This is a genomic window from Serinibacter arcticus (genome assembly GCF_004786095.1).
GTDB lineage: Bacteria > Actinomycetota > Actinomycetes > Actinomycetales > Beutenbergiaceae > Litorihabitans > Litorihabitans arcticus.
In genome coordinates this window covers 597146-617500 of sequence record NZ_RHPJ01000001.1, presented here as the reverse complement: position 1 = coordinate 617500, position 20355 = coordinate 597146, and the positions used below count along the sequence as shown (strand labels likewise).

The 20355-nt window shown below is 73.2% G+C and carries 21 protein-coding genes and 3 tRNA genes; 14 read left to right on the top strand and 10 right to left on the bottom strand.

All coding sequences use genetic code 11. From position 1 onward, the window contains the following. Positions 1-16: 16 nt before the first annotated feature. The 3 genes from SERN_RS02930 to SERN_RS02920 form a co-directional block, all read right to left on the bottom strand. Positions 17-829 (bottom strand): polyprenol monophosphomannose synthase, encoded by an 813-nt coding sequence (locus SERN_RS02930; RefSeq protein WP_135848598.1) that lies wholly within the window; start codon positions 827-829, stop codon positions 17-19. Further along, positions 826-1932: a glycosyl hydrolase family 8 gene (locus SERN_RS02925; RefSeq protein WP_158292547.1), complete on the bottom strand. Its 1107-nt coding sequence runs from the start codon at positions 1930-1932 to the stop codon at positions 826-828. The genes SERN_RS02930 and SERN_RS02925 overlap by 4 nt, the downstream gene beginning before the upstream one ends. A gap of 85 nt (positions 1933-2017) precedes the next feature. Beyond that, complete coding sequence (locus tag SERN_RS02920) at positions 2018-2527, bottom strand: GtrA family protein (RefSeq protein WP_233251421.1); 510 nt, start codon at positions 2525-2527, stop codon at positions 2018-2020. Positions 2528-2651: 124 nt separating this feature from the next. On the opposite strand from SERN_RS02920, the gene SERN_RS02915 reads away from it, so the two are divergent. Beyond that, positions 2652-3872: an amidohydrolase family protein gene (locus SERN_RS02915; RefSeq protein ID WP_135848595.1), complete on the top strand. Its 1221-nt coding sequence runs from the start codon at positions 2652-2654 to the stop codon at positions 3870-3872. 18 nt (positions 3873-3890) lie between these two features. Here the strand turns inward: SERN_RS02915 and SERN_RS02910 are convergent, their stop codons facing one another. After that, positions 3891-4574 carry a GntR family transcriptional regulator gene (locus SERN_RS02910; protein WP_135848594.1) on the bottom strand — a complete coding sequence of 228 codons (684 nt, stop codon included), beginning with the start codon at positions 4572-4574 and terminating at the stop codon, positions 3891-3893. Between the two features lie 53 nt (positions 4575-4627). Further along, complete coding sequence (locus SERN_RS02905; RefSeq protein WP_158292546.1) at positions 4628-5602, bottom strand: ornithine cyclodeaminase family protein; 975 nt, start codon at positions 5600-5602, stop codon at positions 4628-4630. A 286-nt stretch (positions 5603-5888) separates the two neighbouring features. Here SERN_RS02905 and SERN_RS02900 point away from each other — a divergent pair, with 286 nt between their 5' ends. From SERN_RS02900 to SERN_RS02875, 7 genes are all read left to right on the top strand, one after another. Next, positions 5889-6809 (top strand): ABC transporter permease, encoded by a 921-nt coding sequence (locus SERN_RS02900; RefSeq protein WP_135848592.1) that lies wholly within the window; start codon positions 5889-5891, stop codon positions 6807-6809. Next, entirely contained in the window at positions 6806-7765 is a 960-nt protein-coding gene (locus SERN_RS02895) for an ABC transporter permease (RefSeq protein ID WP_135848591.1), read from the top strand. Before SERN_RS02900 ends, SERN_RS02895 begins: the two co-directional genes overlap by 4 nt. Positions 7766-7769: 4 nt before the next feature. Continuing rightward, a complete protein-coding gene (locus SERN_RS15420; protein WP_199241480.1) occupies positions 7770-8756 on the top strand; it encodes an ABC transporter ATP-binding protein in 987 nt (328 codons plus the stop codon). Then, entirely contained in the window at positions 8753-9637 is an 885-nt protein-coding gene (locus tag SERN_RS15415; RefSeq protein ID WP_233251420.1) for an ATP-binding cassette domain-containing protein, read from the top strand. The genes SERN_RS15420 and SERN_RS15415 overlap by 4 nt, the downstream gene beginning before the upstream one ends. Before the next feature lie 92 nt (positions 9638-9729). Beyond that, complete coding sequence (locus SERN_RS02885; protein ID WP_135848590.1) at positions 9730-11250, top strand: ABC transporter substrate-binding protein; 1521 nt, start codon at positions 9730-9732, stop codon at positions 11248-11250. Continuing rightward, a complete protein-coding gene (locus SERN_RS02880; protein ID WP_199241479.1) occupies positions 11247-12740 on the top strand; it encodes a chlorohydrolase family protein in 1494 nt (497 codons plus the stop codon). The genes SERN_RS02885 and SERN_RS02880 overlap by 4 nt, the downstream gene beginning before the upstream one ends. A gap of 5 nt (positions 12741-12745) precedes the next feature. Next, positions 12746-13498, top strand: a complete 753-nt coding sequence (locus tag SERN_RS02875) for an aspartate/glutamate racemase family protein (RefSeq protein WP_233251419.1) — start codon at positions 12746-12748, stop codon at positions 13496-13498. Between the two features lie 102 nt (positions 13499-13600). Here the strand turns inward: SERN_RS02875 and SERN_RS02870 are convergent, their stop codons facing one another. From SERN_RS02870 to rarD, 4 genes are all read right to left on the bottom strand, one after another. Beyond that, a complete protein-coding gene (locus tag SERN_RS02870) occupies positions 13601-14263 on the bottom strand; it encodes a hypothetical protein (protein ID WP_135848589.1) in 663 nt (220 codons plus the stop codon). A 27-nt stretch (positions 14264-14290) separates the two neighbouring features. Continuing rightward, positions 14291-14788, bottom strand: a complete 498-nt coding sequence (locus SERN_RS02865; protein ID WP_135848588.1) for a YajQ family cyclic di-GMP-binding protein — start codon at positions 14786-14788, stop codon at positions 14291-14293. A 490-nt stretch (positions 14789-15278) separates the two neighbouring features. Next, a tRNA-Tyr gene (locus SERN_RS02860) sits at positions 15279-15360 on the bottom strand. A 74-nt stretch (positions 15361-15434) separates the two neighbouring features. Then, the gene (gene rarD, locus SERN_RS02855; RefSeq protein WP_135848587.1) at positions 15435-16397 is read right to left on the bottom strand and encodes an EamA family transporter RarD; all 963 of its coding nucleotides are present in this window, start codon (positions 16395-16397) and stop codon (positions 15435-15437) included. A gap of 118 nt (positions 16398-16515) precedes the next feature. Here rarD and SERN_RS02850 point away from each other — a divergent pair. The 5 genes from SERN_RS02850 (at position 16516) to SERN_RS02830 (ending at position 17922) form a co-directional block, all read left to right on the top strand. Continuing rightward, positions 16516-16588: transfer RNA gene (locus SERN_RS02850), tRNA-Thr, on the top strand. 43 nt (positions 16589-16631) lie between these two features. Then, a tRNA-Met gene (locus tag SERN_RS02845) sits at positions 16632-16705 on the top strand. 114 nt (positions 16706-16819) lie between these two features. Next, entirely contained in the window at positions 16820-16990 is a 171-nt protein-coding gene (gene rpmG / locus SERN_RS02840; protein ID WP_135848586.1) for a 50S ribosomal protein L33, read from the top strand. Between the two features lie 3 nt (positions 16991-16993). After that, the gene (locus SERN_RS02835) at positions 16994-17449 is read left to right on the top strand and encodes an FAS1-like dehydratase domain-containing protein (RefSeq protein WP_135848585.1); all 456 of its coding nucleotides are present in this window, start codon (positions 16994-16996) and stop codon (positions 17447-17449) included. Continuing rightward, positions 17446-17922 carry a MaoC/PaaZ C-terminal domain-containing protein gene (locus SERN_RS02830; RefSeq protein WP_135848584.1) on the top strand — a complete coding sequence of 159 codons (477 nt, stop codon included), beginning with the start codon at positions 17446-17448 and terminating at the stop codon, positions 17920-17922. The genes SERN_RS02835 and SERN_RS02830 overlap by 4 nt, the downstream gene beginning before the upstream one ends. 21 nt (positions 17923-17943) lie before the next feature. Here the strand turns inward: SERN_RS02830 and SERN_RS02825 are convergent, their stop codons facing one another. Then, a complete protein-coding gene (locus tag SERN_RS02825; RefSeq protein WP_233251418.1) occupies positions 17944-18999 on the bottom strand; it encodes a LacI family DNA-binding transcriptional regulator in 1056 nt (351 codons plus the stop codon). Between the two features lie 85 nt (positions 19000-19084). On the opposite strand from SERN_RS02825, the gene SERN_RS02820 reads away from it, so the two are divergent. After that, complete coding sequence (locus tag SERN_RS02820; RefSeq protein ID WP_233251417.1) at positions 19085-20353, top strand: MFS transporter; 1269 nt, start codon at positions 19085-19087, stop codon at positions 20351-20353. Positions 20354-20355: the final 2 nt, after the last annotated feature.

The window sequence follows — 20355 nt, the reverse complement described above, 5'->3', positions numbered from 1 at the left end:
GTCGGGGCCGGATCGGCTACCGGCGGGTGGCTGCGCGGTCCAGCCCCTGGTCGCCGTGGCGCCGGGCGAACCCGGCCAGGCGCTGGAGCCGGCGCTCCAGCCCCCACCAGGTGAGGCGGGTCAGCGACTCGCGGACGATGCCGCCGGTCATCTTGCTGACGCCGTTGACGCGCTCGGTGAAGATGATCGGCACCTCGACCACCGTCAGGCCCGCCTGCAGCGCGCGGTGCGCGAGCTCGATCTGGAACACGTAGCCGCGCGAGGCGATGGTCGGCAGGTCGAGCTGCTCCATCGCCGAGCGGCGGTAGGCGCGGAAGCCGCCCGTCGCATCGCGCAGCGGCATCTCGAGCGCCACCCGCGCCACGAACGAGCCGCCCCGGGAGAGGATGCGGCGGTGCAGCGGCCAGTTCTCCACGCCGCCGCCCTCGACCCAGCGGGAGCCGAGCACGACGTCGGCCTTCGCGAGCGTGGCGAGCAGGCGCGGCACGTCCTCGGGGTGGTGGGACAGGTCGGCGTCCATCTCCATGACGGCGTCGTAGTCCCGCGCCAGCGCCCAGGCGAAACCGGCGAGGTAGGCGGCGCCGAGGCCGTCCTTGGTCGTGCGGTGCAGCACGTGGATCAGGTCGGACTCCTCCGACCGGCCCTGGGCCCAGGTGCCCGTGCCGTCGGGGGAGCCGTCGTCGACCACGAGCACGTGGACGTCGGGCGCCGCCGCGTGCAGGCGCTCGAGGAGCACCGGGAGGTTCTCGATCTCGTCGTAGGTGGGCACGACGACCAGGGGTCGGCGGACCGGTGTCCGCGCGCGCGAGGTGTCGGGGTTGTCGGTCATCGTTCCCTCTCCAGCGGCGGGCACCCGCCGAGCAGGTCGGTCTCCAGCGTGAGTCGTCCGAGCGCCGCCCAGGCGGAGCCGAAGTAGGTGGGGTAGCTCTCCAGCAGCGCCTCGGCCGCACGCAGGTCGTCGAGCGCGCCGGTGCGATCGCCGTCGAGCGCCCGGACCGCCGCGCGAGCCACGTGCGTGAGCGGGTGCTGGTCGGTGGTGGCGGAGGTCCCGTCGAGGTCGAGCTGCGCGTGCAGCGTGCGCGCCGTCCCGAGGGTGTCGAGCGTGCCGGCCACGACGCGGTGGTCCTGCGCGTCGCACGACTCGGCGTACCGCACGAGCGTGCGCGCCGCGTCGTACCCGAAGCCGACGTCGCTCCCGTCGGGGCCGCGGACCGGCTCGACGCGGCCGTCGCCGTCGACCTGCGCCCAGTTGGGCGGAAGGCTCCCGTCGCCGGTGAGCTCGCCGACGACGGCGCGCATCCCCTCGTCGAGCTCGGCCCACCGCGGATCGTCGTCCAGATCGGCGAGCAACCGGGTCGCGACGGGGGTGGGGTAGCTGGGGTTGACCTGGTACGGGTCGTCGTCCGCCCAGGGTCCGGCGAGCAGGATGCGCCCGGCGCCGGTCTCGGCCGTCTCGCGGTCGAGCACGGCCTGGCCGAGCGCCGTCGCGGCGTCGGTGTAGGTCGGGTCGTCGAAGGCCGCCCCGGCGAGGACGAGAGCGCGTGCGGCGTCGAGGTCGGCGTCGGAGGCGGGCTGGTCGTCCGCCACGGCGCCGTCGACCCAGCGCCACGACAGGAGGCCGTCGGGACGCTGGAGGTGCTCGCGGGTCCAGCCCCAGACCGCCGCGAACGTCTCCTCGTCCTGGAGCGCGACGGCGATCAGCATGCCGTACGCCTGACCCTCGCTCACGGTGTCGCCGCCCTGGTCGCGGCGGACGACACGGCCGTCGTCGTCGACGTACTCGGCCAGGAAGGCCTCGCCCGCCTCGACCGGCGTGCGGCCGGCGTCGGTCGCCGACGCCTCGGGCGCCGGCCCTGCCGCGGGGGTGCACGCGGCGAGCACGAGGGTGAGCAGGGCCACCGGGACGGCGAACCTGCGGGGGCTGTGGGTCACGACCGAAGTGTCCACGGTTCTCGGGCGTCGGGCCAACCCGGGAGCGCGACGTCGGCGACGGCGCACGTGGGAGGGACGCACGGGGTCACCGGGCGGCGGCGGACGCGAGCACCGGGTCGCCCGCGGTCGCGACCGTCGGGCGCGAGGGCGTCCGGGCGAAGACGAAGCGGCGGTACGCCACGTAGCGGAAGGCCGTGCCGAGGACCAGGCCGACACCGTTGCCCGAGACGTTGTCCGCGAGGCGTGAGGTGAACCCGAGGACGTGGTGGGAGACGAGCAGGCACGCCGCGGCGATGAGCAGCCCGACGACGTTGGTCACGACGAAGGCCGCCAGCTCCCCTGGAGCGGACTCGCGCCGCCGGTCGGAGAACGTCCACCAGCGGTTGCCGACCCAGGCCACCAGGACGGCCACGGCCACCGAGGCGACCTTGGCCCCCACGGGCTGGTCCGCCAGCACGGTGGAACGCAGCAGGTTGTAGACGCCGACGTCCACGACGAAGGCCGCGCCGCCCACCGCACCGAAACGCAGGATCTCGAGGAGCCTGGGCGGCAGGGTGACGCCGCGACGCGCGGTCGACGAAGCGGCACTGGTCACGTGGGAGGTTCGGGGCAAGGGTCGCCGCGGATGGGTCCGGCCCCTGCGGTATACGCGACCGGCAGCGAGAGCGAGCCCATCATACCGACACGCGCCCGTCACGTGGATCCGGTATACAGGAGGCATGGTCTCCACCACCCTCGTCAACGTCCGCCCCTGGGGCGCCCCCGCGAGCGACGTCACCGTCGACGACGGCCGGATCGCCGCGATCGCGGCGCACGACGCCGCCCGGCCGCCCGAGCCCGACGACGTCCCGGGCGAGGGGCGGATCCTTCTGCCCTCCTTCAGCGACGTCCACGTCCACCTGGACTCCACGCGCGTGGGCCTGCCGTTCCGGTCGCACTCCGTGCCGGAGCCCCGGACCCTGTGGGACTGCATCATGAACGACCGCGAGAACTGGCGCGACGCCGGGGCGAGCGTCGCCGAGCGCGCCACGACCACGCTGGGTCGCGCCATCGGCCACGGTCTGACGAGCGCTCGCTCCTACGCGCAGGTCGACGCCGACTGCGGGCTGGAGCGCCTGGCGGGGGTCGTCGCGGCGCGCGAGGCGCACGCCGGCCGGGCCGACGTCCAGATCGTCGCGTTCCCGCAGGCCGGCCTGCTCCTGGAGCCCGGGGTGCCCGAGCTGATGGACGCGGCGCTGCGCGAGGGGGCCGACGTCGTCGGCGGGATCGACCCGTGCGGTCTCGACCGGAACCCGGTCGCCCACCTCGACATCGTCTTCGACCTCGCCGAGCGGCACGACGTCCCGATCGACATCCACCTCCACGAGGCGGGCGAGCTCGGGCTGTTCTCGATGGGGCTGGTGCTCGACCGCATCCGCGCCCACGGGCTCACCTCCCGGGTCACGCTCGCCCACTCCTTCGCGCTCGCCTCCGGGCTGCCCGCCGTGGCGGGCGTGCTCGACCGGATCGCGGAGTGGGACGTCGCGCTCACCACCGTGGCCCCGGGGCCGCGGGAGGGGCTGCCCATGACCGACGTCCTCGCGCGCGGGATCCGCGCGGGACTGGGGCAGGACGGTCAGCGCGACTACTGGTCGCCCTACGGCACCACCGACATGCTCGACCGCACCTGGCAGCTGGCGTTCACGCAGGGCTGGAACCGGGACGCGCTGATCGAGCACGCGCTCGCGGTGGCGACCGTCGGCGGCCGCTCCGTGATCGACCCGGCCGCCCCGCGGCTGACGTCGCTCGAGGACCGGCCGGGACTCGCCGTCGGAGACGCGGCGGACGTGGTGCTGCTGCGCGGGGACACGCCCACGGCGGCCGTGATGGACCGCGACGGCGGCCGCACCGTGCTGCGCGGCGGCCGCGTGGTCGCGCAGGACGGGGTCCTGCTCGGCTGAGCAGGTGTCCCGGGGCTCTCAGCCCTGCAGGATGACGCGCATCGACTCGAGCGACGGCGCGCGGCCGACCTCGATGTGCGCGTAGACGAGGGTCTCGGCCAGGCGCACGTTGCCCTCGCGGATCGCCGAGACGATCGCGGAGTGCTCGCGGCACGCCTCCTCGTGGTCGCGGTGCGCCGTCAGGTAGAACAGCCAGACCATCCGGGCCGAGACGGTCCGCATCAGCCCGTCGATGAGGGGGTTGCCGGCCGCCCCGACGAGCGCCTGGTGGAAGCGGACGTTCGCCTCGGCGAACCCCAGCTCGTCGCCCGCGCGGAGCTCCACCACCGAGCGCTCCAGGGCGTCCTCGAGCTGCGCCACACCCGCCACGCGGGCCGCCGCTCGCGCCGCGGCGCTCGTCTCGAGCGCGAGCCTGGCGTCGAACAGGTCGTGCACGGTGCTCGTCGTCCAGGAGGCCACGACGGCGCTGCGCCGGTGGGTGGTCTCGATCAGCCCGTCGGTGGCCAGTCGCGACAGCGCCTCGCGCAGCGGTATCCGCGAGACCTCGAGCTCGTCCGCCAGGCGCTGCTCCGGCAGCCGCGACCCCTGCGCGAACTCGCCGAGGATGATGCGGCGGCGCAGCGTCTCGTAGGTGCGGGTGGCCAGCGAGGCGGAGAGGTGGTCGTCGTCGGTGTCGACGGACGGGTCGGTCACGAGGGACATGGCGGCATCCTAGGGAGATCGGTCGTGCGGGGCGGTCCGGCTGGTGCGAGGGGTCAGGGGACGGACGTGCCGAGGCGTTCCAGGATCAGGCGGACCGTGGCCAGGTCCTGCAGTGCCACGCCGATGGAGCTGTGGAGCGTGATCTGGTCCGGGTCGGTGCGCCCCGGGTGGTCCCCGGCCAGGACGGCGCCGATCTCCACCAGCGCGCCGCCGTCGAACCCGGCGGCCACGGCGTCGCGGACCTGGGCGGACTCGGCGAGGGCGACGGCGCGGTCGTCGACCACGACCAGATCAGCACGGGCGAACGACCCGGCATCAACCTCACGGTAGCCCGGCCGCGGAGGCGAGCCGACGGCGGAGACGTGCAGGCCGGGCCGCAGGTCACCGGCCATCAGGAGCGGGTCGGTCGCCGGCGTGACCGTGACGACGGCGTCGGCGCTCGCCGCCACGGCGGCGGGCGAGTCAGCGACCCGCGCCCGCAGCCCGAGCTCGCGGGCGCTCGCGGCCAGGGCCTCGACCGACGCCGGGGTCCGGGACCAGAGGACGACCTCCGCCGGGTCGAGGTGGTCCCGCGCGGCCCGCAGGTGCTCCAGGGCGAGCGCGCCGGCCCCCAGGACGCCGAGCACCCGCAGGTCCTGCCGCGCCAGCGTCGCGACGGCCAGCACCGTGGCGGCGGCCGTGCGCACGCGCGTGAGGGTGCGGCCGTCGAGCAGCGCCAGACAGTCCCCGGTGCGTGTGGAGTGGACGGCCAGCACCGAGCGCTGGGCGGGGCCGCCGTCGTCGCGCCGGGCCGGGGCGTCCAGCAGCGTCTTGACGACGGTCAGGTCGCCGTCGGCCGCCGACATCAGCACGTGCCGCGGGCGTCGCTCCGCATCCAGTCGGCCGTGACCGGGCAGGTCGAGCGCCGTCGGCACCGGCTGCGCGATCGCGCCGCGGTGGTGGGCGATGTGCGCCGCGGCGAGCGCGACGGCGACGTCGCGCGGCCGGAGCAGCGCCGCGCACGTGGCGTCGTCGACGAGTCGGGTCATGGGCATCCCCTTCCTGGAATGTGGCAACTGTATACAGACGGAGCGCGACGCCGGAGTGGCTATGGGTGACGTCGTATCACCGCACCTCCCGGCGTGGCGCTCAAAGTAACGCGGTTGCAACATTTCGAGCCCGAAAGTGTTCACACGTCGTTTACGCCGGGTCCTACGCCGGAAACACTGGTCCGGTCATTCTGTATACAGCCAGGTCCGACTCCCCCCGGAGGTGTTGCAGCGTGAACCGCCCATCGAACGCCAGGACGCCCCTCGTCCCGGCCCGGACGCCCCGATGACACGCTTCGTCGGACGGCGGCTGCTGCAGGCGCTCGTGACGATCTTCGCCGTCGTCCTGATCGCCTTCGTCTTCGGGCGCCTCGCCGGTTCCCCGGCCGCGCAGCTCCTGCCGGAGAACGCGACGCAGGAGCAGCGCGACGCGCTGAACGCCGAGCTCGGATTCGACCGCCCGGTGATCGTGCAGTTCGGCGACTACCTCGGTGGCCTGCTCCGCGGCGACTTCCAGAACTCCTACCGCGAGACCGGGACGTCGTCGATGGCGCTGGTCGCGGAGCGGCTGCCGGTCTCGCTGCACCTCGGGCTGGTGGGTCTCGCCTTCGCCCTGGTGCTGGCCTTCGGGGCGGTGCTGATCGTCCAGTACACGGGGAGCCGCATCCTGCGCTCGACGGTGCTGAGCGTCGGATCGGTGCGCGCCTCGATCCCCGACTTCTTCTTCGGTCTGCTGCTGGTGCTGACCCTCTCGGTGCACCTCGGCTGGCTGCCGTCGCTCGGCAACTCCGCACCGCTGTCCGTCCTGATGCCGGCCCTGACGATCGGCACCGGCCAGTTCGTCGTCTACACGAGGCTCCTGGACAACTCCATGTCCCTCGAGGGCGCCTCCGACTACGTCCGCACCGCCAGGGCCCGGGGCGAGGGCCGCGCCTTCATCGTCTTCCGGGAGGTGCTGCCGAACGCGATCCTCCCGGTGCTCACGCTCGCCGGCATCAACCTCGGAGCCTTCCTGGGAGGACTCGTGCTCATCGAGAACGTCTTCGCCTGGCCCGGACTGGGTCAGCTGATCGTCGGATCGGTCTACGCCAGGGACTTCCCGGTGGTGCAGTCCGGCATGATCGTGGTCGCCGCACTCTTCGTGGCGGCCAACCTGCTGGTCGACCTGGTCCAGGGCGTCCTGGACCCCCGGGTGCGTCTCGCATGACCGCCACCCAGCCGCTCGACGGCGTCGACCGCGAGCTCGACCCCGCCCTCGTCCCCGCCGCCCCGCTCGACCGGGGATCGCGCCGTCCACGACGGATCGCCGGACCCCGCTCCTGGGGTCTGGGGCCGTGGCACTGGATCGGCCTGGCCATGCTGACGGTCGTCGTCGGCTACTCCCTGCTCTACCCGCTGCTGCCGTCCTACGACCCCTACGGGCAGGACCTGGGCCGGATCCTGCTGACCCCGGGCGCCGACCCCGCCCACCTGTTCGGCACGGACAGCCTCGGGCGGGACACCGCGTCGCGGCTCGCTCTCGCCGGGCGGGTGACCGTCGGCGTCGTCGTGGTGATCATCGTGGTCAACGCCCTCATCGGGATGATCGTGGGCACCGTGGCCGGCTACTTCGGCGGCCGCCTCGACAACGCGATGATGGCGCTGGCCGACGTGAAGCTCGCCCTGCCGATGATCCTCGTCCTGACCGCCCTGGCGGCGACGTTCGGGCCGAGCATCAAGCTCATGGTCATCGTGCTCGCCGTCACCTACTGGGTCGGCTACGCCAGGGTGGCGCGGACGTCCGCGACGTCCCTGCGGCAGCGCGACTTCGTGCTCGCCCCCGCGCTGCAGGGCGCGCGGACCGCGCGGATCCTGCGGGTGCACGTCCTGCCCACGGTCTTCTCGCAGATGCTGATCCTGGCGAGCACCGACGTCGGTGCGGTGATCCTGCTGATGTCCTCGTTCGACTACCTCGGTCTCGGGGTCCAGCCGCCCGTCCCGAGCTGGGGATCGATGATCGGCGAGTCCCAGAAGTACCTGCGCCAGAACCCCGCCCAGGCGATCGTGCCGGGCGTGGCGATCTTCCTCGCGGTGGCCGGGATGAACCTCGTCAGCCAGCGGTTCACGTCCGAGCGCGCCGCCGCCCGTCGACCCTCGCGCCGCGCCCGCGGCCGGAAGGAGTAGCGCCATGGCCCAGCTGCTGGAGGTCGAGAACCTCCGCGTCGGCTACACCGAGGGCGACCGCGAGATCGCCGTCGTCGAGGACGTCTCCTTCACCCTGGCGGAGGGGGAGTCGCTGTGCATCGTCGGGGAGTCCGGCAGCGGGAAGTCCGTCACGGCGCTGGCCGTGCTGGGGCTCCTGCCGCGGCCCCTGGAGGTGATCGGCGGGAGCATCCGGCTGCGCGGTCGTGAGCTGCGGGGTGCACCCGAGAAGGAGCTGCGCGCCATCCGCGGCAAGGACGTCGCGATGGTCTTCCAGGACCCGATGTCGAGCCTGAACCCGGTGCGGCGCGTGGGCGACCAGATCGGGCGCGCGATCCTCGCGCACCGGCCCCGGACCCCGCGCGCCCAGGTCAGGGCCCAGGTGGAGGAGATCCTCGTGCGGGTGGGGATCGCGGAGCCGCGCGAGCGCATGCGCTCCTACCCCCACGAGTGGTCCGGCGGCATGCGCCAGCGCGCCGTCATCGGCATGGCGATGGCCAACGACCCCGCCGTGCTGCTGGCCGACGAGCCCACCACCGCGCTCGACGTGACCGTCCAGGCGCAGGTGGTCCAGGTGCTGGCGGACCAGCGCGCGGCGACCGGCGCGGCGATGGTGATGATCACCCACGACCTCGGCCTGGTGGCGCAGATCGCCGACCGGGTGGCCGTGATGTACGCGGGGCGGTTCGTGGAGACGGGCACGGTCTGGGACGTCTTCGACGACCCGCGCCACCCGTACACCCGCGGGCTCCTCGACAGCCTCCTGACGGCGCAGAACCTCGGCGCTCGCGCGTACGCGATCCCCGGTTCGCCGCCGTCGGTGCACGGCCGACCCGACGGCTGCCCGTTCGCACCCCGGTGCGGCAGCCCGCTGCGCACCGACGCGTGCGCCGAGGGGCGCCCGACCCTGGAGCTGCTCACCCCCGGGCACGCGGCCGCGTGCACCCCGCTCACCGCGATGGTGGACGCGTGAGCCCCGTCCTCGGCCCGACGCCGGCCGGCGCCCAGCCGCGCGACGGCGGCCGCGAGCGCTCCGCCCTCGAGGCGAGCATCGACGCCATCCGGGCGGAGGGGTTGACGGTGGAGTTCACCTCGCGGCGCGGCACGCGCCGCCAGACCCTCCGGGCGGTCGACGGGGTCGACCTCACCCTGCACCAGGGCGAGACGCTCGCGCTGGTGGGGGAGTCGGGCTGCGGCAAGTCGACCCTGGTCCGCACGATCTTCGGCCTGAACCCGATCGCGGCCGGGCAGGTGTCGGTGTTCGGGCAGGACGTGGCCACGGCCACCCCCCGGCAGCGGCTGGCGATGCGCCGCCGGATCCAGATGGTCTTCCAGGACCCGTTCTCCTCCCTCAACCCGCACCTGACCGCGCACGAGATCATCGCGGAGCCGCTGCGGATCAACCGGGTCTACAGCCGGGAGCGGGTCACCGAGCTGTTCGAGCAGGTGGGTCTGACGCGCGACTCGTTCGGCAAGCGCCCGGCGGAGTTCTCGGGCGGCCAGCGCCAGCGGATCGGCATCGCCAGGGCGCTCGCCCTCGACCCCGACGTGCTCGTGCTCGACGAACCGGTCTCCGCCCTCGACGTCTCCGTGCAGGCCCAGGTGCTCAACCTGCTGGCCGACCTCCAGGAGCGGCTCGGCCTGTCCTACCTGTTCATCGCGCACGACCTGTCGGTGATCCGGCACATCGCGACACGGGTCGCGGTCATGCAGCGGGGCCGGATCGTCGAGCTCGGCACGCGTGACGCGGTGTTCACCGCACCCGCCCACCCCTACACGTCCCTCCTGCTGGGGTCCGTCCCGGTCCCCGACCCCCACCGCCGGCCGGCGGCGCTGGCGACCTCACCCAGCTGAGCTCCGCCGTCACCACCACACCCCCGCGTCCACCACACCCCCGCGTCCACCTCACCCCGCCCCGCGCTCGACCCCTCCCAAGGAGCACCCTCATGGCACGACGTCACGCCCCCGTCCTCGCCCTCGGCCTGGCTCTCGCTCTCACGCTGACCGCGTGCGGCAGCGGCTCCGACACCGCCGCGTCCGGTGGTGAGCAGGAGCTGCCCAGCATCACGCTCGGCGCCGTCACCGAGCCGACGGCGGTCCCCGACCCCCTCGTCGACGGGTCGCTCGCCGGCTACAGCTACTACTACAACGTCTTCGACTCCCTGACCCGGCTCGATGCGAGCGGCGAGCTCCAGCCGCTGCTGGCGACCGAGTGGACCTCGAGCGAGGACCTCACGGAGTGGACGTTCACGCTCCGCGACGACGTCACCTTCAGCAACGGTGCGCCGCTGACCGCCCAGGACGTGGCCTTCAGCTACACCACGATCCTGGAGAACCCGGCGTCGGACCCCTACACCTACATGCGCCCGCTGGAGAGCGTGGAGGTCGTGGACGAGACCACGGTCCTGTTCCGCCTCAACACCCCGTTCTCGCCGTTCCCCTCCATCACCACGTCGGTCTCGATCGTGCCGGAGGACGTCTACACCGAGCTGGGCTCCGAGGGCTTCGCGGACGCCCCGATCGGTTCCGGCCCGTACACGTTCGCGAGCCGGACGCCCGGGGTGGAGTACGTGATCGAGCGCAACCCCGACTACTGGGGCGAGAGCGCCCCGTTCGAGCAGGTGACCTTCCAGACCATCGCCGACGCCGACGCCCGGCTGAACGGTGTCCTCTCCTCGAGCCTCGACGTCGCCCTCATCGCGCCCAACCAGGTCGACTCGCTCACGGGCGCCGCGACCCTGGCCAACACCGAGTCCAACGGCGTGACCTTCCTCGGCGCCAACTCCACGTCGGGGCCGCTGGCGGACGTCCGGGTGCGCGAGGCGATCGAGCTCGCCATCGACAAGGACGCCCTGGTCACCGGGGTGCTGTCCGGCCGCGCGGCCGTCGCGACGCAGATGATCGCCCCGCCGGTCGCGGGCTTCGACCCGTCGATCGAGGCGAGCGAGACCGACGTCGACCGGGCCGAGGAGCTGCTCGCCGAGGCCGGCTACGCCGGTGAGCCCATCACGCTGTCCTACGCCATCGGCGGTCGCATCCCGCTGAGCGAGGAGATCGTGCAGGCCGTCCAGGGCATGCTCGCCGACGTCGGCGTGACGGTCACGCTGGAGGGCATGGACCAGTCCACGTTCTCCTCCCGCGTCTACGACAAGAAGGACATCGGCGGGCTCTACCTCAACACGTACGCGCCGTCGCAGATGGACGGCGACCCGGTCGTCGAGGACTTCTTCGCGGGCGGCTACAACGACTACGCGATGAGCCCGGAGAGCGCCGCGCTGGTGCAGGCCACGCGCGAGGTGGCCGGTGAGGAGCGCATCGCCGCCTACGGCGACCTGATGACCTTCAACATCGACAACCGCCAGATGATCCCGCTGTACGTCCCCGAGACCAACTACGCCACGACCGACGGTCTGGCGTGGGCGCCGCGGGCCGACGGCCTCTTCCTCTTCGGGGCGCTGGAGAAGTGACGCGCGACGACGGCGCGCAGCGCACCACCCGCATCACCGCCGGCCACGTGCTGGCCTGGGACGGCACCGACCACGTCCTCCTTCGGGACGCCGAGGTCGTCTACCGCGGCACGCGCATCGTGCACGTGGGGACGGGCTGGGACGGTCCGGTCGACGAGGAGATCGACGCCTCCGGTCAGCTCGTGATGCCGGGACTCATCGACCTGGACGCCCTCACGGACATCGACCACTGCCTCCTGGACTCGTGGTCCGACGTCGAGGACTACGCGTGGTCCCCGGAGTACGCCACGCGCTCGGAGCACGTGTTCGACCAGGCGGAGCGGGCCGTGGTGCGCGAGTACGCGATCGCACAGCTGGCCCGGCACGGCGTGACGACCTACATGCCGATCGCGTCCGAGGTGCACTCGGCGTGGGCCGAGACGGCCGCGGACTTCCGCGACGTCGCCGAGATCACGCAGCGGATCGGGCTGCGTGGCTACCTCGGTCCCTCCTACCGCTCCGGCGTCACCGTGTCGGAGGGCGGCGAGCTGCGGATCCACTGGGACGAGCGGCGCGGTGAGGAGGGGTTCGCCGACGCCGTCGCCTTCCTCGAGGAGGCCGCGAGGATCGACTCCGACCTCGTGCACGGTGTCCTGCTGCCGTGCCGGATCGAGACGCTCACGCTCGAGGTGATGGCGGCCACCGCCGCCGCGGCGTCCGAGCGCGGCGTCATGGTCCGCCTGCACTGCCTGCAGTCGCCGCGCGAGGACGGGCTGCTCCGGGAGCGCTACGGCCTCGGCGTCGTCGACGCCCTCGAGCGGACCGGGCTGCTCGCGGCCTCCCTGCTGATCCCGCACGGGAGCCAGCTGGGGGACCTGCGCGATCCCGCGGTCGTGGCCGGTCCGGACGTGCAGCGGCTCGTCGCCGCCGAGGTGCCGATCATCCACTGCCCGCTGACGTCGGCGCGGTACGGGGGCGGGCTGCGCTCGTTCGAGGCCTACCGCGCCGCCGGCCTGCGCATGGTGCTGGGCACCGACTCCTTCCCGCCGGACCTGCTGCGGGGGATCGACGTCGGGGTCCAGGTCGCCAAGATCCTCGAGGGGAGCCTGGCGGCCGGGCGGGTGGAGAGCTACGTCCGTGCGGCCACCAGCGACGCCGCGGACGCGCTCGGGCGCCCCGACCTGGGGCGGCTGGCGGTCGGGGCGAGCGCCGACCTCCTGATCGCCGATCTGACGGACTTCGCCACGGGTGTGATCGAGGACCCGCTGCGCACGCTCGTGGTCAACGGGTCGGGGCGCGACGTCGTGCGCACCGTGGTCGCCGGGCGCACGGTGATGCTGGACGGCGACGTGCTCGGCGCCGACCTGCCGGAGCTCGCACGCCGGGCGCAGGAGCTGTTCGACCGCATGCGCCTCGCCTACTCGGTGCGCGACGGGCGCGGGCGCCCCGCGGACGACCTGTTCCCCGGGTCGTTCCCGGCGCGTCCGGCGCCGGTCCCGGCGCTCGTGTGACGGCCGTGGTCGGCGACGGCGGAGGCCGGTGCATCGCCGTCGTCAACTGCAACACCTCCAGCGAGATGACCCGGGAGATCGCGGCGGGCGCCCGCGCGGTGGCCGCGCCGGGGACGGAGATCCTCGGCCTGCAGCCGGTGTGGGGGCCGACCTCGGCCGAGGGCTTCTACGACAGCTTCATCACGGCGGCCGCGGTGCTCGACCTGCTCACGACGCTGCCGGCCGAGGTCGAGATCGACGCCGTGGTGATGGCGGGGTTCGGCGAGCACGGCCGGGAGGGGGCCAGGGAGCTGCTGGAGTGCCCGGTCGTCGACATCACGGAGGCCGCGGCGATGCACGCCATGCTGCTGGGCCACCGGTACGGCGTCGTCACCACGCTCCCGCGCGTCCGGGGGCAGATCGAGGACAGCCTGCTGGTGGCGGGACTCGCGCAGCGGTGCGTCGGCGTGGAGGCGGCCGACCTCGGCGTGCTCGAGGTGGGCCGGGACCACGCGCGGACCGTCGCGGCCTTCGTCGCGGCGGGGGAGCGCGCGATCGGGGCGGGGGCCGACGTGCTCGTCCTGGGGTGCGCGGGGTTCACCGCGGTGCGCGCGGAGCTGGCGGCGGCGCTCGCCGTCCCGGTGGTGGACGCCGTCTCGGCGGGCGTCACGACGGCGGAGGCCCTGCTGGCGTGCGGATCGCGCACCAGCAAGGTCGGGGCCTACGCGCGCCCGCTGACGAAGGCGCGCACGGGCTGGCCGGTCGCCGTCGGCTGGTAGACGGCCCCCCGCCGTCGTCTGGTGTCGGCCGAGAACGTCCTGGCTCGCGTTCCGGGGGTCCGGAACGCGACCCGCGACGTTCTCGGCGGCCGTCGCTGGGCGTCAGTCGTCGCCGTCGAACGCTCCGCCGTCCAGCAGCCAGTGGTAGCGCAGCCGGAGTGCGCGCTCGGTGCTGGCCAGGATCGTCGCGACCAGCACGCTGACGTTGAGCCAGCCGGGGAGGTGGATCGGCGAGGTGAACACCCCGATGCGCTCGGCGATCGGCGGGATCTCGGTGATCTGCTGCACGATCTGCGGCGCTCCCAGCACCAGGGCGACGACGAGCACGAGGACCGAGAGCGCGCCGAGCGCCCGGCTCAGGCTCGGGTGTCGCTGCTCGAGCCGGGCTCGCCGGCCCTCGGCCGAGGCGCGGTCGGGAACGAGCTGGCGCTCGAGGCCGGTGTCGGCGACGTAGTGGCAGCGCCGCAGACCGAAGCTGCTGGCGACGACGGCGATCGTGCCGCCCGGAACCTCGAACGTCGCCGGCAGCCGGGACCGGGCGTGGTGCCGCCCGTCGCGGTAGAGGTTCGCGACCACGTCGCCGTCGTCGTCACCCCACAGCCGCACGTCGACCGACCAGCGCTCCGGCTCGCCGTCGCCCCCGACCAGATCGAGGTGGAGCAGGGATCGCGACAGGGGCTGCCACCAGCGGTAGCGCGGCAGCGCGTGCCCGTCACCCGCCGTCACACGGGCGGCGGCGCGGCGGCGCCTCCAGTCGGAGAACATCGCTCCCACCGTCGCTCGGGCGCGGCGTCAGCGGTAGTTGACGAACTGGACCGCGAAGTCGAGGTCGGCACCCTTGAGGAGCTGCTGGACGTCCTGCAGGTCGTCACGGCTCTTCCCGCTGACGCGGACCTCCTCGCCGGTGATCTGCGTCTTGACCGCCTTGGGGCCGTCGTCGCGGATCAGCTTCGTGACCTTCTTGGCGTTCTCGGAGCTGAGGCCCTCCTTGAGGGTGCCCGCGAGGCGGTACTCCTTGCCGGAGATCTTCGCCTCCTTGTCCTCGCCGAAGTCGATCGACTTCAGCGAGACGCCACGCTTGACCAGCTTGGTCTCGAACACGTCGAGGACCGCCGTCACGCGCTCGGGGGAGTTGGCCACGATCACGATGCTCTCGCCGCTCCACTCGATGGAGGCGCCGACACCCTTGAAGTCGTAGCGCTGCGCGATCTCCTTGCCGGCCTGGTTCAGGGCGTTGTCCACCTCCTGGCGGTCGACCTTGCTCACGACGTCGAAAGAGGAGTCAGCCATGTCACTTCCTTGGGTGCGGGGCGGGGCCCGGGGCGGGCGGTACGAGGACGGGCGGTGGGGACGGGTCCCCGACTCCGACCAACCTAGCGCCGTCGGCGTTCCTTCGAGCTCTCCTGACCCGGGCGACGCGAGCCCGTATCGGTCGGCGAGACCGCACGTCGCCCGCGTGGTTGATGAGTAACCTGACCTGGTGGGGGCACGAAAGAACGCCGTTGAACAGCGTTGGACGCGCGTGGGTCAGCCGTGGTGCTCGCACCAGTGGGCCGGGCGCGAGCGGGTGCAGGACCAGCTCACGGGAAACCTGCTGTGCGAGATCTGCGGCATCGTCTGGCCGCTGGGCGACCCAGCGCCGCCGCCTCGTGGGTCGAGTGCCGCGCCTCGCGGCGAAGAGCGCCCGACGGAGGGCTGAGCGCCGACGAGGGTCCGCCGACGACGTCGTCCGCCAACGACGAAGGCCCGGAACCGCTGGGGTTCCGGGCCTTCGTGTGCGTGGCAGGTGGGGGATTCGAACCCTCGTAGCATGACGCGGCTGATTTACAGTCAGCTCCCTTTGGCCGCTCGGGCAACCTGCCGTGCTGGTGGTGCGTGCCCCGGAGGGCCGGTTGAGCATACCGTCCAGGTGGGCGGGGTGTGAAATCGAGGGGGCCTAGACCCCCGACGTGCCGGGAGGTCCCGGAGCCCCGGTCGCCCCCACGACGGCCGGCTGTCTCCGGAGCCGACGCACGCCGTCGGACGTGATGACGATCAGCGCCACCCAGACCAGGGCGAACCCGATCCAGCGCGCGAGCGGCATCGGCTCGCCCATGACCAGGACGGCCACCCCGAGCTGCATGATCGGCGCGATGTACTGCAGCGAGGCCATGGTCGCCAGCGGCAGGCGTCGGGCCGCGGTCGCGAACAGCAGCAGCGGGATCGCGGTGATCGGACCGGACAGCGCCAGCAGCACGGCGAACCAGAACGGGCCGGCCACCTCGCCGGGTCCGCCGAAGGCGCCCGCCCCGGTCACCGCGAGCACCAGGAGGTAGACCAGGGCGAGCGGGGCCAGGACAGCCGTCTCCACGGTCAGCCCCGGCAGTGCGCCCACGTGCGAGCCGACCCGGTTCTTGATGAGGCCGTAGAACCCGAACGAGAACGCGAGGATCAGCGCGAGCCACGGCACGCTGCCGTAGCCGACACCGATCACGACGACGGCGACGACGGTGAGGCCGAGCGCCACGAGCTGGGGCGTGCGGAGCCTCTCGCGCAGCACCAGCACCGCCAGCAGGGCCGTGACGATCGGGTTGATGAAGTAGCCGAGCGCGGCGTCGGCCGTGTGGTGGGTCGAGACCGCGACCACGTAGGTGATCCAGTTGACGGCGATGAGGACCGCGGCCAGCGCGAGCAGCCCGAGCGTCCTGGTGTCGCGGAGGATCGCGACGAAGGCGGCTGTGCTCCGCGTCACGGCGAGCAGCAGCAGGCACAGGCCGAGGCTCCACAGCACGCGGTGGGCGACGATCTCGACGGCCCCCGCGGGGGCGAGCGCGGCGATGTACAGGGGGATGAGACCCCAGAGGAGATAGGCGGTAGCGCCGGCGGGAGTGCCTGCCCGCGAGGGGGTGGGTGTGGACACGTCGTGAGCGTACGACGGGTGGTCCCCGGAGGGCGGCGGACGTCCGTCCAGGGCCCGGGAGCCCTACGGCCCGCTCGATTTCACTACCGGGGCGACAAGCGTGTACCCTCGCATGGCTGCCCCGATAGCTCAGTCGGCAGAGCGTCTCCATGGTAAGGAGAAGGTCAAGGGTTCGATTCCCTTTCGGGGCTCTGATGACCGGCCCGTACGCCTCGCGTGCGGGCCTGTCGTCGAGGCGGGATAGCTCAGACGGTTAGAGCGCACGACTCATAATCGTGAGGTCGCGGGTTCGATCCCCGCTCCCGCTACCGCAGCTGGCCGGGCCATCCCGGGATAGGCTGGTCGATCGGCACGTCAGCAGCTGCGCTGACATGCCCGGAGCGTCACCACCACCGCAGCATCGCGACGAAAAGGACACGGCCGTGGCCAGCAAGAGCTCAGACATCCGCCCGAAGATCACCCTGGCGTGCTCGGAGTGCAAGGAGCGCAACTACATCACGAAGAAGAACCGTCGTAACACGCCGGATCGCCTCGAGATGAAGAAGTACTGCTCGCGCTGCAACCTCTCCACCTCGCACCGCGAGACGCGCTGACCCGTGTCGGCCACCGTTGACGCCTCCCGCGTGGGGAGCGTGTTCACCGGGACCCCGCCGTTCGAGGTGTCACGCCGAGACGTGATCGCCTTCGCCGACGCCGTCGGCGCCACCAGCCCGGTCCACCGCGACATCGCGGAGGCCCGGGCTGGTGGCTTTTCCGATCTGCTCGCGCCCGTGACCTTCCCTGTCGTCATCGCGCAGGAGGCCGAGGCCGAGTACATCGCCGACCCGGCCTCCGGGGTCGACTTCTCGCGCGTCGTGCACGCCGAGGAGTCCTTCTCCCACCGCCGCGCGGTCGTCGCGGGGGAGACCCTGACCACCGCCGTGCACGTCGACGCGATCACCGCCCGTGGCGGCCTGACCCTCGTCACCACCCGCACCGAGATCACCGACGAGGCGGGCGACGGCGTCGCGACCGTCGTCTCGACCCTCGCCGTCCGAGGAGCCGACGCGTGAGCGCCGTCCCGCAGCGGGCTGCAGCCGCAGCGGCAGGCACCCTCACCGACGCCGCGGTCGGAGACGTCCTGTTCACGCGCGAGGTCGAGGTCACGCGCGACCGACTGGTGCGGTACGCCGGTGCGAGCCGGGACTTCAACCCGATCCACTACAACGACGTCGTCGCCACCGAGGTCGGTCTGCCGGGCGTCATCGCCCACGGCATGCTCACGATGGGGCTGGCCGGCTCCGCCCTGACGGACTGGCTCGGTCACACCGGCGACGGGACGGCCCGCGTGGCGCGCCTCGGCACGCGGTTCTCCCGCCCGATCCCCGTGCCCGCCACGGGGGGCGTGACCCTGACGATCACCGGCACGGTCGGCGCCGTCGGGGTGAGCGACGACGACGGCGCACCGTGCGTGCGCGTCGACCTGCGCGCCGAGGCCCTGGGCGTCACCGTGCTGGCCAAGGCCCAGGCCTTCGTCAGGGTCTGAGCCCGTTCCTGCTCCGGCCCCTCAGGCGTCGGACGGCGCCGGACCGAGGGTCGTCCCCGGTCGCTGGACGACCGCCAGCTCGGTGTGCGCGGGCTCACCGCCCGCCATCAGCGCGACGGCGGCCTCCCCGCCCAGCTGACCCTTGCGCGTCGCGGGCTGCTCGACCGAGTCGATGACGTCGGGGGCCAGCCACGGGAGGTCGACGCCGTCGAACCCCGTGATCGACAGGTCGCGCGGGACGGCGAGCCCGAGCTCGCGGGCCGCCAGCAGCACCCCGGCCGCCAGCAGGTCGGAGCACGCCATGATCGCCGTCGGGCGCTCGTCCTGCTGCAGCAGCACCTTGGCGGCCTCGAAGCCCTCCTCGACCAACGACCCCGCGGTCACGTAGACCTGGGTCGGGACCACGCCGGCGTCGTGGATCCCGGCGATCCGCCGCTGCGTGAAGGGGAAGGCGTCCTCGTCCGGACCGGCGTCGGGCCGCAGTCCCGTCGGCTCTCCCGGCGCCCAGGGCAGGGAGACGACGGCGACGCGCGTGTGGCCGAGGTCGCGCACCCGCCCGGCGAGCTCCGCCATCCCGGTCCGGTCGGCGATCTGGATCGAGGCCGCGCCGGGGAAGAGCGACTCGAGCAGCACGACGTTGATGCCGCGGTCGGTCAGCAGGTCCACGACGCGCTCGCGCGGTCCGACCGGGCGCAGGAAGACGGCGGCATCCATCGCGGCTCGACGGATCAGATCGGCGCCCTCGCCGGCCTCGCCCGCCCGGATCAGCAGCATGCCGAGGTCGTGGGCGCCGAGCGCGTCGGCGAGGCCGTCGAGCGTGCGCAGGGTGACCGGGTCGCGAAAGCTGGACGCGAGCTCGTTCGTGATGACGCCGACGACGCCGCTCTCGCCGCGCCGCAGCGACCGCGCCAGCGGATCGGGGCCGGAGAAGCCGAGCTCCTTCGCCGCGGCGAGGACCCGTTCGCGGGTCGCGGGAGAGACGGGGCCGGAGCCGGAGAAGGTCAGGGACGCCGTCGACGCCGACACCCCGGCCAGGCGGGCGACGTCGGCCAGCGTGGCTCGGCCGTGACGGGTCACGCGTCCTCCGGGGGGCTTGCGACGGGGTGCTCCGGGACGACGGCGGGCGTCACCTCCGGGCGGCGGATGCCCCACACTAGTGCACATGTCTCGAATCGATTCGATGCGTGCGGACGAGCCGGACTCGCGCCAGCTCGCGAGGGTGGCGTTCCGGGCGACCTTCGGCGTCTTCGTGCTCAGCGGGTTCCTGTTCGCCTCGTGGGTCTCGCGCATCCCGACCGTCCGCACCGACCTGGACGTCGGACCCGCCACGATCGGCACGATCCTGCTGGTTGGATCGCTCGGCTCCGTGGTCGCGCTGCCGCTCGCGGGCGCGGTCGTGATGCGGCTCGGGACCGCCAGGACCGTGGTGGCCGCCACCTGCGTCGCCGGGGCGGGATTCGCCGCGCTGGCCGGGAGCGTCGCACTGGGCAACCTGGTCCTGATGGCGGCGAGCCTCGCGTTCGCGAGCGTCGGCATCGCGGGCTGGGACGTCGCGATGAACCTCGAGGGCGCGATGGTGGAACGGGGCCTGGGTCGCGCCGTCATGCCGATGTTCCACGCCGGGTTCTCGCTCGGCACGGTCGCGGGTGCCGGCGTGGGTGCCCTGGCCGCCCACCTCGGCGTCTCGCCCTCGTGGCACGTCGTGGCGGCGGTCGTGGCCGTCGTCGCCCTCGTGACGGTGGCCGTGCGCCGGTTCCTCGCCGAGACGGGTGGCACCCCCGACGTCTCGGCCGCGACGGACCCGTCCGCCGCAGCTGTCCCCGCGCCCCCGCGCCGCCACCCGTTCGCCGCCTGGGCCGAGCCGCGGACGCTGCTCATCGGGCTCCTGGTCCTGTCTGCTGCGCTGACCGAGGGAGCCGCGAACGACTGGCTCGGCCTGGCGGGGATCGAGGCGTTCGACCTCACCGACTCCGGCGGCGCCCTGATGCTGGCCGCCTTCCTCGCGGCGATGACCGCGATGCGGTTCCTCGGCACGGGGCTGCTCGACCGGTTCGGCAGGGTGGTCGTGCTGCGCCTGTGCATCGCGCTCGCGCTCACCGGCCTGACGCTGTTCAGCCTCGCGCCGACCGTGCCGCTCGGCGTCGTCGGAGTCGTGCTGTGGGGCCTCGGCGCCGCCCTCGGGTTCCCGGTCGGGATGTCGGCCGCCTCCGACGACCCGCTGCACGCGGCCGCTCGGGTGTCCGTCGTCTCCTCGATCGGCTACACCGCGTTCCTCGCGGGGCCGCCGCTGCTCGGCCTCCTGGCCGAGCACGTCGGCTACCGCAACGCGCTGCTGGTGATCCTCCTGCCGCTCGCCGTCAGCCTGCTGGTCACCCGGGTCGCGGCGCCGCCCGCCGACGCGCGACCCGCCGGGGTGCAGGACGCGACGTAGGC

Bases quoted from the DNA above. Each gene is read 5' to 3' on its own strand.
- SERN_RS02930 (WP_135848598.1), bottom strand. From the start codon at position 829: ATGACCGACAACCCCGACACCTCGCGCGCGCGGACACCGGTCCGCCGA.
- SERN_RS02915 (WP_135848595.1), top strand. From the start codon at position 2,652: ATGGTCTCCACCACCCTCGTCAACGTCCGCCCCTGGGGCGCCCCCGCG.
- SERN_RS02910 (WP_135848594.1), bottom strand. From the start codon at position 4,574: ATGTCCCTCGTGACCGACCCGTCCGTCGACACCGACGACGACCACCTC.
- SERN_RS02905 (WP_158292546.1), bottom strand. From the start codon at position 5,602: ATGACCCGACTCGTCGACGACGCCACGTGCGCGGCGCTGCTCCGGCCG.
- SERN_RS02900 (WP_135848592.1), top strand. From the start codon at position 5,889: ATGACACGCTTCGTCGGACGGCGGCTGCTGCAGGCGCTCGTGACGATC.
- SERN_RS02895 (WP_135848591.1), top strand. From the start codon at position 6,806: ATGACCGCCACCCAGCCGCTCGACGGCGTCGACCGCGAGCTCGACCCC.
- SERN_RS15420 (WP_199241480.1), top strand. From the start codon at position 7,770: ATGGCCCAGCTGCTGGAGGTCGAGAACCTCCGCGTCGGCTACACCGAG.
- SERN_RS02885 (WP_135848590.1), top strand. From the start codon at position 9,730: ATGGCACGACGTCACGCCCCCGTCCTCGCCCTCGGCCTGGCTCTCGCT.
- SERN_RS02870 (WP_135848589.1), bottom strand. From the start codon at position 14,263: ATGTTCTCCGACTGGAGGCGCCGCCGCGCCGCCGCCCGTGTGACGGCG.
- SERN_RS02865 (WP_135848588.1), bottom strand. From the start codon at position 14,788: ATGGCTGACTCCTCTTTCGACGTCGTGAGCAAGGTCGACCGCCAGGAG.
- SERN_RS02820 (WP_233251417.1), top strand. From the start codon at position 19,085: ATGTCTCGAATCGATTCGATGCGTGCGGACGAGCCGGACTCGCGCCAG.